Origin of the sequence: Exiguobacterium sp. A1_3_1, from assembly GCF_048985645.1 — a bacterium.
Taxonomy (GTDB): Bacteria; Bacillota; Bacilli; order Exiguobacteriales; family Exiguobacteriaceae; genus Exiguobacterium_A; species Exiguobacterium_A indicum.
Genome location: NZ_WBYY01000111.1, coordinates 1 through 10,789, shown reverse-complemented (window position 1 = coordinate 10,789; position 10,789 = coordinate 1). Strand labels below are relative to the sequence as shown.

23 protein-coding genes and 1 pseudogene are annotated in these 10,789 nt (G+C 46.1%); 4 read left to right on the top strand and 20 right to left on the bottom strand.

All coding sequences use genetic code 11. From position 1 onward, the window contains the following. The 19 genes and pseudogenes from F8N00_RS12050 to F8N00_RS11960 form a co-directional block, all read right to left on the bottom strand. Positions 1 to 357 (bottom strand): annotated as a pseudogene (locus F8N00_RS12050) (hypothetical protein); the annotation flags it as partial. A gap of 38 nt (positions 358 to 395) precedes the next feature. Then, the gene (locus F8N00_RS12045) at positions 396 to 818 is read right to left on the bottom strand and encodes a replication terminator protein (protein WP_421018279.1); all 423 of its coding nucleotides are present in this window, start codon (positions 816 to 818) and stop codon (positions 396 to 398) included. Beyond that, on the bottom strand, positions 805 to 1,137 hold the full coding sequence (locus F8N00_RS12040) for a phage antirepressor KilAC domain-containing protein (protein ID WP_421018278.1): 333 nt from the start codon (positions 1,135 to 1,137) through the stop codon (positions 805 to 807). The genes F8N00_RS12045 and F8N00_RS12040 overlap by 14 nt, the downstream gene beginning before the upstream one ends. Then, entirely contained in the window at positions 1,127 to 1,312 is a 186-nt protein-coding gene (locus F8N00_RS12035) for a DUF6011 domain-containing protein (protein WP_144080694.1), read from the bottom strand. Before F8N00_RS12035 ends, F8N00_RS12040 begins: the two co-directional genes overlap by 11 nt. Next, positions 1,309 to 1,614: a hypothetical protein gene (locus F8N00_RS12030; RefSeq protein WP_023467945.1), complete on the bottom strand. Its 306-nt coding sequence runs from the start codon at positions 1,612 to 1,614 to the stop codon at positions 1,309 to 1,311. The genes F8N00_RS12035 and F8N00_RS12030 overlap by 4 nt, the downstream gene beginning before the upstream one ends. A 21-nt stretch (positions 1,615 to 1,635) precedes the next feature. Then, positions 1,636 to 2,139 (bottom strand): Holliday junction resolvase RecU, encoded by a 504-nt coding sequence (locus tag F8N00_RS12025; protein ID WP_082487134.1) that lies wholly within the window; start codon positions 2,137 to 2,139, stop codon positions 1,636 to 1,638. Continuing rightward, on the bottom strand, positions 2,066 to 2,254 hold the full coding sequence (locus F8N00_RS12020) for a hypothetical protein (RefSeq protein WP_421018277.1): 189 nt from the start codon (positions 2,252 to 2,254) through the stop codon (positions 2,066 to 2,068). Before F8N00_RS12020 ends, F8N00_RS12025 begins: the two co-directional genes overlap by 74 nt. Position 2,255: 1 nt before the next feature. Further along, a complete protein-coding gene (locus F8N00_RS12015) occupies positions 2,256 to 2,501 on the bottom strand; it encodes a hypothetical protein (RefSeq protein ID WP_421018276.1) in 246 nt (81 codons plus the stop codon). A 215-nt stretch (positions 2,502 to 2,716) separates the two neighbouring features. Next, positions 2,717 to 2,875 carry a hypothetical protein gene (locus tag F8N00_RS12010; RefSeq protein ID WP_156357205.1) on the bottom strand — a complete coding sequence of 53 codons (159 nt, stop codon included), beginning with the start codon at positions 2,873 to 2,875 and terminating at the stop codon, positions 2,717 to 2,719. Next, positions 2,851 to 3,087 (bottom strand): hypothetical protein, encoded by a 237-nt coding sequence (locus F8N00_RS12005; protein WP_421018275.1) that lies wholly within the window; start codon positions 3,085 to 3,087, stop codon positions 2,851 to 2,853. Before F8N00_RS12005 ends, F8N00_RS12010 begins: the two co-directional genes overlap by 25 nt. Then, positions 3,084 to 3,314: a hypothetical protein gene (locus tag F8N00_RS12000; protein ID WP_421018274.1), complete on the bottom strand. Its 231-nt coding sequence runs from the start codon at positions 3,312 to 3,314 to the stop codon at positions 3,084 to 3,086. The genes F8N00_RS12005 and F8N00_RS12000 overlap by 4 nt, the downstream gene beginning before the upstream one ends. Positions 3,315 to 3,333: 19 nt before the next feature. Continuing rightward, positions 3,334 to 3,552, bottom strand: coding sequence for a hypothetical protein (locus F8N00_RS11995; RefSeq protein WP_023467940.1), 219 nt, complete (start codon positions 3,550 to 3,552; stop codon positions 3,334 to 3,336). A gap of 285 nt (positions 3,553 to 3,837) precedes the next feature. Next, positions 3,838 to 4,803 carry a DnaD domain-containing protein gene (locus F8N00_RS11990; protein ID WP_421018273.1) on the bottom strand — a complete coding sequence of 322 codons (966 nt, stop codon included), beginning with the start codon at positions 4,801 to 4,803 and terminating at the stop codon, positions 3,838 to 3,840. Between the two features lie 5 nt (positions 4,804 to 4,808). Beyond that, positions 4,809 to 5,039, bottom strand: coding sequence for a hypothetical protein (locus F8N00_RS11985; RefSeq protein WP_421018272.1), 231 nt, complete (start codon positions 5,037 to 5,039; stop codon positions 4,809 to 4,811). Between the two features lie 43 nt (positions 5,040 to 5,082). After that, positions 5,083 to 5,232 carry a hypothetical protein gene (locus F8N00_RS11980; RefSeq protein ID WP_421018271.1) on the bottom strand — a complete coding sequence of 50 codons (150 nt, stop codon included), beginning with the start codon at positions 5,230 to 5,232 and terminating at the stop codon, positions 5,083 to 5,085. Between the two features lie 103 nt (positions 5,233 to 5,335). Next, entirely contained in the window at positions 5,336 to 5,635 is a 300-nt protein-coding gene (locus F8N00_RS11975; protein WP_421018270.1) for a hypothetical protein, read from the bottom strand. Beyond that, positions 5,622 to 5,915 (bottom strand): helix-turn-helix domain-containing protein, encoded by a 294-nt coding sequence (locus F8N00_RS11970; RefSeq protein WP_421018269.1) that lies wholly within the window; start codon positions 5,913 to 5,915, stop codon positions 5,622 to 5,624. The genes F8N00_RS11975 and F8N00_RS11970 overlap by 14 nt, the downstream gene beginning before the upstream one ends. 16 nt (positions 5,916 to 5,931) lie before the next feature. Then, positions 5,932 to 6,609, bottom strand: a complete 678-nt coding sequence (locus F8N00_RS11965) for a BRO family protein (protein WP_421018268.1) — start codon at positions 6,607 to 6,609, stop codon at positions 5,932 to 5,934. Positions 6,610 to 6,687: 78 nt separating this feature from the next. Continuing rightward, the gene (locus F8N00_RS11960) at positions 6,688 to 6,897 is read right to left on the bottom strand and encodes a helix-turn-helix domain-containing protein (RefSeq protein ID WP_421018267.1); all 210 of its coding nucleotides are present in this window, start codon (positions 6,895 to 6,897) and stop codon (positions 6,688 to 6,690) included. 151 nt (positions 6,898 to 7,048) lie between these two features. Here F8N00_RS11960 and F8N00_RS11955 point away from each other — a divergent pair, with 151 nt between their 5' ends. Then, positions 7,049 to 7,465 (top strand): helix-turn-helix domain-containing protein, encoded by a 417-nt coding sequence (locus F8N00_RS11955; RefSeq protein WP_421018266.1) that lies wholly within the window; start codon positions 7,049 to 7,051, stop codon positions 7,463 to 7,465. A 77-nt stretch (positions 7,466 to 7,542) separates the two neighbouring features. Here the strand turns inward: F8N00_RS11955 and F8N00_RS11950 are convergent, their stop codons facing one another. Further along, complete coding sequence (locus tag F8N00_RS11950) at positions 7,543 to 7,725, bottom strand: hypothetical protein (protein ID WP_421018265.1); 183 nt, start codon at positions 7,723 to 7,725, stop codon at positions 7,543 to 7,545. Positions 7,726 to 7,965: 240 nt separating this feature from the next. Between F8N00_RS11950 and F8N00_RS11945 the strand changes: the two genes are divergently transcribed. The 3 genes from F8N00_RS11945 to F8N00_RS11935 form a co-directional block, all read left to right on the top strand. Continuing rightward, positions 7,966 to 8,604, top strand: a complete 639-nt coding sequence (locus F8N00_RS11945) for a hypothetical protein (protein ID WP_421018264.1) — start codon at positions 7,966 to 7,968, stop codon at positions 8,602 to 8,604. 89 nt (positions 8,605 to 8,693) lie between these two features. Further along, positions 8,694 to 9,593, top strand: a complete 900-nt coding sequence (locus tag F8N00_RS11940) for an excalibur calcium-binding domain-containing protein (protein WP_421018263.1) — start codon at positions 8,694 to 8,696, stop codon at positions 9,591 to 9,593. Between the two features lie 51 nt (positions 9,594 to 9,644). Continuing rightward, the coding region (locus F8N00_RS11935) for a helix-turn-helix domain-containing protein (RefSeq protein WP_421018262.1) at positions 9,645 to 10,789 on the top strand (1,145 nt) is incomplete at its 3' end.

The following is a 10,789-nucleotide window of genomic DNA, read 5'->3' as shown; positions in this document are numbered from 1 at the left end:
AGATGTGTATAAGAGACAGATATTGATGTCTTCCGGATCGTAGTACGAGTCGAATCGGAAGGACGGGACGTAGGCACTAGCTTGGATGTAGTGATTCCGATTCTGATCATTGTTAAGTTTGCTCATGACGGTGACCGTTTCTGGGTCTTTAATGTGGATGAGTAGCGGTTCGTTCGTGTCGAACTCGCTTTGGATATACTCGACGAGTGCCGTCAGCGTATGAACCTGAAGTGCGCTTGAAGTTGGTGCCTTGATAGCATAAAGTTCGCGGTCTGAGACAATACGACCGTGTACCTGAGTAGTTTGGAATTGACCGTGATCCTTAATCCAGTTGAATGCGTCTTTGAGTAATGACATATGAACAGCTCCTTTGATTGTGGTGGGTTGTGTTGGGATTAAGCGCGTGAAGAACGTGCGTCTCGCAAGTCGATGACGACTTCGTTCGGGTATTCTGGACTCTCTTTAATCGGGACACCGACGTCGTTCGCGATATCGCCGTTCTCCGTGATCATCATTTGACCTGGCATGCTCGACTTGAGTTCTTGACCAACTGCGTTCCCTTCGCCATCGACGTCGATGATAATCTTCGAACCGATGGCACGTGCTGGCGTCAACGTCGTCTTAACGCTGATGTCGACCATCGCAAGGTCACGCTGTTCGTCCGCTGACAAGGTCATCGAGATCGTCACCTTCCGCTTCTTTGTCGGATCCGTGTTGAGGTCCGCGATATTCGCATAGACTTCTCTTAAGGCATTGTTGACACGTTCTGCGAATGCGCCTTCCGCGAATTCGTTGAGGTTGATTTTAGGTTGTGGCATGTGATTCCCTCCGATTGGTTGATTGTGATTGGATGATGTCGTGGATCTGGAGCCGACCAATTGGCGTCCACGTCATCGTGGTCTTGCAATCCCTGCTGCCATTGCGGTGCATGAACGGATATTCGTTGATCGTGACGAGACCGCGCTTCAAATGTGCTGTACAGAGTTCCCAGCTCCCGTTGACCTTCCGCTGGATACCAGCTTGCTCGAGGAGAGCGTTCAGCTTCCTTGCTGACATGCCGTATCCTTTCGCGACTTGTGTCGTCGTCATCGAGCGTTTGTCGGCTAGGATGCGTTCGAGCATTGGATCAGGATTCATGTGTATCGCTCCCTTCGAGTTCCAGATGGAGTTGGTTGCCGGTATCGGTCTGTCGCCGCAGCCATTTTTCCTTACAGACGGGTCCGATGCCTTCCCTTTGGCTTTCCGTCGTCGTGAGCCGACGTCCGCAGACCGGACAATAGCCGGTCCGTGACTTCGGTGGTCTACGTTTCATGACGCAGATTTCGCGGTATCGATCAAGCGCAACAGCATGCCCTGCTCACTCCGGAAGCGCGGGATGCGCATTTCCTCATAGCGTCGTTCCCAGTCCTCTAAGATCATCCCGACGACCGCTTCCTCGTCCGTCTCGACTTCCGGACGCAATGCGTCCATCTTGCCCATCATGTCGATCAGGATGACGCGTTGTCCGTTCCCGCCAGTGCCGAGCATGTGATACTCGTCCTCGACGAGACGGTAGAGCGTGTTGAACGTCACCTTCTTCTCTTCTTGCCCTGCTAGTTGTGTTGTTTGTTCCATGTCATTCGCCCCATTCCATGATTAGTAGTGTTCCGTTGCGATACTCAGATAGTCGAGCAGGACGCCGTCCCTCGAGACGACCTCGCTCGTCTGTTCCTCGAACCAGCTCAGCGGGATCGACTTGCGTTCGCGTTGGTTCGCCCAGTCCAGTGCGTCGCCGCTCGAGAGATAGAACGTCTTGCCTAGTTTCTCGAAGTGGATCAACAGGAACGCCATGCCGCCAAAATCCTCGATGCGTCGGAGTTCATCGAATTGATGCGTCTCGATGTTCTTCAGCGGGAAGGAAGTCGCGTTCTTCGTCGATTTCGCGTCGAACGAGAGGTACCGCCCCTGATGCATCCCAGCGAAGTCCAGTCCGCCTGATTTTTCGAACCAGTACTTGCGGACATTGCCTTCCTTGTCGAGCTGGAACTTTGCTTCCGGAAAGGTCTTCCGGACGTGCGCGACTTTCTTAAGTCTGTAGTGACGATTTGACATCTCGAGCATCGTCTCGAACCGTTTTCCGCGGTTGGCATGGTGTCTCATTAGCATCCTCCTTCCAGAATGGGTTCGGCGTCTTGTCCGCGAGGAACAAGGAAACGCTGCGTGGTCGTTTCTCTTTCAGTCGTTCGTAGCGATAACGCTTGAAATCGATAATCATGTCAGTCCTCCCAGATACCGAAATGGTCGGCGACGGTCCCGAGTAGCTTGTCCTTCGCCTCGTAGTAGGTGTTGCGGTTGCCGTAGCGCATCATCTCGATGACGACGTTATCCGTGTACTTGAACTTCGGACGGAATCGGAGATCCCAGATCTGGTTCAAGTCTGGATCGGTCTCCTCGAGTTCCTCCCTGATCCGGAGCAAGAGCCGGTGTTCTGCTTCCGCTTGCCGAAGTTGTTCGAGTAGCATGACCGCCTTCTCGACGTTGCTCGACGGTCTCGTGTTGCGTTGTACCTCGCTTGCCTGATACCCAGCCGTGATGGACGGTGCGCTCCGTGCCTTGAGTGACTCGATGCGGGACGGGAGCGTGAACAGGCTTCTCAGCTTGTTCTCGACCAACGTCCGTTGTGCTTTGGTCAACTTATGTGCGATGAATTCCATCCTGTGCCGTCTTCCCTTTCGTGTTAGAGTCTCAGCGGTCTCCACCCTTCCTTGATCAAGCGTTGCGTCTCATGTTGTGGTGCGTCCGGGATGTACAGCACTATGTACTGGCTCTTCTCGCGACGCTCGAACAACTGGGGTCTTGATCCGCTGTATTTTATGCGTGCTCGACGCTTGGCCATCGTGCCGTTACCTCGTGTTCCTCGAGGGCACGCCCTTCGAGCGTCCACTCGCGTCGTTCGTACGATAGCATCAACGCCGTCGTGATCGGTCGTAGTCCTTCCTCGACCTTGACGAGCTTCCCGTCGACCAGAGTATGCCGACGGATCTGGTTCGAGATGAGCAAAATCTGCTCGTGCTCGAGCGTGTGTTTCCGGAAGACGAGCGTCTTCATGTCACCCCTCCTTTTTTCTCCCGTTCCGGCAACTCGATATATGCCGTGTGTCGGGTATTGCCGTGACTACTGACGTATCGCTTGCGACCGGTGTAGTGTTCGGTCGCGAACTCCTTCTTGTTGTGGAGATACTGTTCTTTACCAAGGAACCGTGCACCGCGGCTCTCATGCTCCGCGATGCGACGATCCAGTCGTGCCTCATCCGTGTCTGTCAACTTGATCCGCATCCTGTTCCTCCTCGAGACATCATGAATTCCGAGTGACGTTCCAATCTGCTTGGCATTCTTCCGGTGAAAATCCTTGATAGGCTGCACGATAGAAGTTGTCATTGCCGTAATGACGGACGTGCTTCGTCAGATATCCATCCGGTTCAAGTGTGATCCGGATCGTACCGCCCTTGATATCCAGTTCGGCTGAGCGGATGCTTCCGGCGACGATTTCTTTCATGGCGTCGAATAGGTTCATGCCCTTTCCCTCCTGTCTCGTCTAGGCAATTGTCGAAGTAGTTCCGTGACATCGGCTTGCCATAGAGTGCCTTTGCCGCTTCAAAGGTCACGGTATAGGTGACGTGTTTCGTAGCACTCGGAGACCGTCTAGCGATGCCGAGGGTGCACAAGTGCTCCCAGTCGGCGTTCGCGCCAATCGATCCGTAGTAGTTTCGCCACGGCTTCTTCCGTTTGTTCAGACCGAGCGCGTACCGAAGCTTCCGGAGATGCTCAGTCGTCAGCCGTTCGATGATGTGTGGGATGCTCAACTCCTTTCCGGTGTCTCGAGCGATCGAAGGAGTGCCGCGACCTCTTCGTCGTCAGGGACGTCTGACGTGAACGCCTCCTTCTGCTTCGCTTCGTGCGCTTGTTGCTTCGCCTTCTCTTTCGCGAGCCATTCCGGTTCCTTCATGCCGGACGATGCATGACGTCGATTTCCACCACGGGTCCGTTGTCGTTCGCGGAACTGGTTCGCTTGATTCTTCGCTTGCTCGACCGTCTGGACGCCTGCTTGTGCCCAGGTCTTCAGGATGCCGGTGATATAGGTGTACTTGCGGACGTTCGAGAGCGTCGCTGTCTCGATGGCGAACTGGACCAGCTCGGCGCCATAACTCTTGACGTCGTCCTCGATCTTCTCGATCGTGAACGGTGGCGCGAGTGGTTCGATGTTCTTTCGGTAGAAGTCGATCAGTTTCGTCAGTGCGTCTTCCGCGCCCGCGTCTACTACTACTAAATCTTTTAGTTCTTTTGGTTCTTTAGTACCTTCAATACTTAGTAGTGTTCGATTTTCCACTTTTGGTTTTTCCACTTTTGGAAAATCGGATTCTGGTGGGACCAGTTTCTGATTTTCGCATTCTGGTGGGCTTGGTTCTCCCTCCGGTTCATCCGGTTCTTCATTTCGTCCCTCGTCGGTATCCGGTTCTTCTGGATCGCTTGCGAACACCGGGCGTTCATGGACGACGAACTCCCATTCCTTGAACTTGCCTTTCTCTCGGACAGGGACGCGCTTGATATAACCAGCGTCCGTCAGTTCCTTGATGGCTGATCGCGTGCTCGCTCTTCCGTCACTCGAACGATTAACGAGATCCGTCTCCCGGACCTTCCAGTCGTCCGGCAATCCCATGAGATAGCTGTGCAGTCCCTTTGCTTTCCAGCTCAATGTCTTTTCGTTCAGGAGCGTCTTGTCGAGAACGACATAGTTGTCTTCCTTCTTGATGCGTATGATGGACATGTAATTCACCCCAGTGCTTTCTGTGACACGTTTCGTGTACGTTCATTTGCTTCCGTGATCCGCGTCGACGCGGTGTGGATGGCGTTCAAGGCGCTCCATGCGGCTGACCCTTCCGGTAGCGCATTCGGGAAGAGGACGTCGAGTTGTTCGATGAAATGACGGATCGTCTCTGCTTCCTGCCGAATCACCTCATGCGGATCTTCCGCTCGTGTGCGGCTAACTTGTATGACTCTCATGGTTTCCCTCCTGTCCGGAGCGTGATACACTAGAGTTCCTAGGCTAAAGTGTGTCATCGCTCTCTTGAGTGATGGCATTTTTTGCGTCTTCCGGTTCTCGTTCGAGCCAACGGAGGAAGACGCATGCAAGTGGCGCGATGATCATGACGAAGAGCCAAGTGACGCCTGCCATGTAGACGAGCTCTGGTGACAACTGGTTCACCTCCTTTCCGAACGATTCTTCAGGACGTCGAACCCGACGCCACCGAAGGCAATGCTGAAAGCGATCAAGCCGAAGCCATAGATGACGTATGCGTTCATTTCAGCTTGTTCGGAGGATCCATCTGAAGCAGATGCATGTCGAACGTGTCTTCCATCAGATGCAGGACATGCTGTTTGTTGACGGCGTCGATCGCGATGATCGGGTCATTCTTGACCATCTGCTTGAACTGGACCAACGCGTCGGGTTCTGCTTCTTCGACCATCTCCCGCATCACATCGACGAAGATGCTCGAGACGACGTCCTCGACGTTGAGAAGCGGTAAGAGTGTCGGGTTCTCGTGGAACCGATCCACCAGTGTATTGGCTAGTTCATCAAGATTCTTATAGAGTGGCATGTCGTTTTTCCCCTCCCATGATGTAATTCCAGTCTGTACTCTCGACACGTTCGTCGAGCCATTTGTAGAGATGTTCACGACGGATGATGATTTTGCCGTCGACTCGAGTGATTGGTAATCCATTCTCTCGGATCTGTTTGTCAATCATGCTGCGGCTACAGCGTAGTTCCTCGCATACTTCCGGAATCGTCAGATATTCGCGTTTACGAGCGATGGCTGCGAGTGACTCTGCAATCCCATCCGCGATCATGCGCTTGAATTCTTGCTCGTTGAATAACATGACCTTCCTCCTTTCTTCAGATGAGCGCCGGGCGCCAATGCTTAACGTATGAGAGCGCTTCTTCGAATTGGTTCTGGCGGATGTCACGATAGGATGAGACGGCAAAGGCACGCTTGATGTCGCTTCCGAAACGACCGTAGAGTTTGCCTTTCGTGTCATACAAATCAGATGGCTTTTCGACCAACTCTCTCCATAGTTCTTCCGCTCGACGTTTCTTGGCTTGTTCGATCGCCAATTGTTGTCCGTGGTCGAGAGTCGTGCGTAGATCAATTTTTTCTGTGAGCACCGTGATTGCGCTCTCCGTTTCCTCTTGTTTCTCGAGTAGTTGAGCGGTCGCTTGAAATAATTCAGCGAATGGGATGTTTTTTGGCACTTCATACCATCCCGTTCTGCGGATTGAAGGTAGAACATCTTCCATGATCCAGTTTTCGAAATCTTGAGCAGCAGGTAACTTCGAGTTGATCACAAGTCGATAGACATCTGATTCTCGGATGACACGCATTTCTTGAACTCGACCTAACGAATCTGTGATGCCCCGTTTCAGGGTGACACCCTTGCAGTGACGATTGATTGCGTTATTCGGTTTTTGATATCCCAGAGTAAAGGCGACATCTACTGCGACAAATAGCGGAGTTCCTTTTTCTTCAACCATCCGGATGTTGTTGCCATTAAATACTTTAGTGAGTTGGCTCATTTGTTCGCTCCTTCATGATTTTCAGTTTTAGAAATCGGGTAAAAGTAGTTTAGATAGTTATAATTACCGATTCGGTAATCAATCAACAAAAAAATAATCTAACGGCTTTCCGTACAACGTTGATAATTTCTTTAGAAGTGTTGATTTGATTCCACGTTTTCCAGACTCGATTCTACTGATTGTCGCAGCTGACTCATAGCCTGTAATTTTAGCAACTTCCTTGAGTGAGAGGTTACGCTCTTTCCGAGCCAGCTTCAATCTGGATAAATCAATTTGAGGATCTCCCATTGTCTTTCACCTCTTCTCTTATTACCAATTCGGTAACTTGTATATTCAATTTAACTTACCAATAAGGTAATAGTCAATACCTTATTTCCATTTCGGTAATATACATTTTCCGTTTTGGCAAAAGTGCTATATTGAAAGGAGATAATTGATTATGGAGATGATGATTATGGAGAAAGCATTTAGAGGAGATCGTCTAAAAGAATTACGCTTAAACCGTGGATGGCCACAAGATGATACCGCTGCAAAACTTGGTATTACCCCAGCAACTTTATCTAGATTCGAAAATGGTAAACGACAGCCAGATCCGTCTACCCTAGTGTTATTAGCTGATACTTTTGGTGTAACTGTTGACTATTTGGTCGGTCGAGTAGACAGACCTGAAAATACGCTTACTAACTATATTGAACAAGTATCAATCACTAATAAGCTGATTGGAATGAATTTTTCTGAGGAAGAACTTCAATCTCTAGATCAACAAAAAATCGATAAAATCATCCAGTATATGCGTGATCAAGTTAATCTTGCTATGACTGAATCCTCTTTTAAATCAAATAGTACAGAAAAATAATTTTCTCTATAAAAGCAAATAATAATGGTATATTTTATTTTTTTACTAGCAAAAGAAAGTATTGCAAAAGACACAGCTTAATCGGCTGTGTCTTTAAATTTATCCAATTTAGGATGCCAATATTCAACTTCCTCAGCAACCATAATATCTTTATTACGAAACATTACATAAGCCTCTAGTTCGTCACTCCAAAATCCTCTAAGTCCTTCGAATCCTTCATTGGTTTTCAAGATTACTTTTTTAGTACACATGCTATCCATCTATCCCCCACCTTTTACAAGAACTTATGTTCCTATTTTTCATTATGAAGGAACTGTTTTATTTTTACAAGTTGACATCCTTCTCTTATGATGAAAACTTTTCGACAATATTAACTATTTTTTGTCGAAATCTGTCGGACGAATAATCACATTTCTTCCCTCTTTCTTAAAAGGAAAGTTATTCCTCTTGTTCTTAAATTGATAAAATAAAGGGTAACGCATTTTAAGGGAGAATCATCAATGAAACGTTTTATTATGGGAACATCATTAACCGCTGCTATGTTGCTGACCGGTTGCGCAGAGGAAAGTTCATCAACAAAGAAAGCTGAAGCTACCTCCACAGCAGAAGTTGAGAAAAAAGAAGAGAAAGAAAATGGAGCTAAAGAGGCTTCAGTAAAAAAAGAGGAAACTCCTAAAGTAGAAAAGTCAGAGTTCGGAACAAAGATTAATTACTTTACGAATAAGAAATTAAACATTTCTACGAACTTAGGACCAATCATTTTTAAAATTAATAAAGTCCAAACCTCGGACTTCAAACCATCAAAACAGTATTTAGATTTGTTTGATGGCAAAGAGAAACTTACATTGATTGTTTTCGAGGTGGAAGCAGAAAATACAAGTGACGCAACGATCAACTTCCATCCGAACCAAGCCAAATTAACAACCAATACTGCCGAGCAAATTGATGCTTCGATGGTCCTATCAGAAGATGTAGGTGGAGAGTATATTGGCAAGGTAAAGAAAAAAGGAACCGTTATTTTTATCGCTAGTGCCGCGCCAAACAAAATTACAAACGTCAAATTTATAGTCGATAGTCCAAATGACGAAACGTTTGAACCGTTAGCAGAACGCTATACAGTTGAGATTCCTACGAAATAACTTAGTTAGCTGAACAAGTGGAAAAGAGACGCAGCTTTAAGCGACGTCTCTTTTATCCATACAACAGATTGCCATGAAGAGGAAAAATCATGTCTACCCGTCGTCCGTTTCCACTGAATGAATTCGATCGACTTCATCCAAAAGGATTCGTCACATTAGGTAAAGCGAAGTCTACTACTTACAGTGATCCATTCTATGTTGTTGCTACGGAAAAAGAAGGTCTTTATTTTTACATCCTTCACCAACAGTCCGTCGAGCTTTTAGTTCACTATCACTGGAACCAAATCCCCAACGAACTATCTAAGAGCGATCGTAAAAATGATCGTACCTATCGACATCAAAAAACGGTTATTCTTACGATTTTTGTAGGTGATGAGGAAGGAAAAGAAGTCGCAAGGCTGATTGAAAGACAAAAAAAGATATTGTTACCCGCTCGTCCATGGTACAGAAAGATACCTGGGTATCGAAGCGGTAAAGTATGGAAAATGTTAGTCGCTTCACTGATCTACTTCTCGCTCCTCTCTGGAATAGTTGATGGGGATGATGATGAAGACAAGGCTGATCCCGTTAAAACCGAGCAAATCAAGACAATAAAAGCAGAGGACTCTGAAGAAAAAAATATAGCTGATGACAAAGCTAAAAAAGAGGCTGAAGCAAAAGAAAAAGCTAAAGAAGAACGTGAACGTAAAGCTAAGATTGCAGCTCAAAAGAAAGCAGAGGAAAAAGAAGCTGCCAAACGCGCTGCTGAGAAAAAGGCAGAAGAGAAGAAAGCTGCTGAACTAGCTGCCCAAAAAGAAGCTGAGGAAAAAGCCGAAGAAGAGCGCATTGCACAAGAGGAAGAAGAAGCCGCTGCCGAAGTAGTACAAACAGATTTTGCGAATTGTACGGATCTTAGAACTATGTATCCAGATGGAGTTCCGAGCGATCACCCTGCTTATCAGGACAAGATGGATCGGGATAAAGATAATTTTGCGTGTGAACAAAGCTAAAAATTGTTTAACAGCAAGCAATAATGACTCACAAAATGGAGGGAACTAAACTTGTACGAGACAATACTAGAGCTATTAAACGTTGGAGGAGAAACAAGAAATATTGAATTTAAAAAGAGCTATGACTGGGCAGACCCTAAACACAAAGCAAAGATTGTAAAATGCATTCTTTCTATGAGTAATACTAAAGACGGAGGCTATTTAGTTCTAGGAATTGATGACAATAAAACACTACAAAAAGAAAAACTCTGCGGAATGGACTTAGAACATTTCCAAAAAATTAACTACGATGATGTTGTAGTACAAGTAAATAAGTTTGCAGATCCTCCTATATCATTTCAAATGCATCCAGTTGAAGAGAGCGGGAAAAAATTTTGGTTATTCAGAATACCAGAATTCGAAGAAATACCGATTATTTGTAAGAAAAATGGTGATGAAAACTTAACCGAGGGTGCTATTTTTTCTCGTTCTAAGTCAAAACCAGAGTCAGCAATCATTAAATCACAGTCTGAAATGAGAGAATTAATTAATACAGCAATAAATAAAGGGATAAAGGAATTCTATACAAGAGTACGAGATAGTGGATTACAAATAACTGATGATAACTCTTCAATTATGTATGAAGCTGAGTTAGATGGAATAGAGAACAACGAAATATTCAGAAATATTCAGAAAGCAGGTTACTGGAAAATCACAATTAAACCAACACACTATAAAGAAAATAGAATAGAAACTTTATCTGAATGTACAGATCGATTGTATAAAAATAAGTTAAGTCTAAGAGGATGGGACTTTCCACATATTTCGACTCTTGATAATGGAAATAGATTTGTACAAACATCAGAGAAATCTATGCATTATAATGAATTTTTCAGATTTTTTAAGAGCGGGCAATTTGTGTATTATAAAGCAATGTACGAAGAATCTATGGAGGATTACTATCAATCTAAAGTCAATGGAAAGGGTTTAGAAATAATAAGCACCCTTCTATTATTCACTGAGATATTTGAATTTGCTTCTCGGATGTTTGCTCAAGAAGATATGGGAAGTCATATTACTGTAAATATCGAGGCATTCGATGTTAAAGATCGTCAATTGTTTTTCTATGATGCAAGAGCTTTATACACTCAATATATTTCCAAATTTGAAGATAAAATAGAAATAAAAAAAGTTATGAGTATCGAACAGTTGATTGC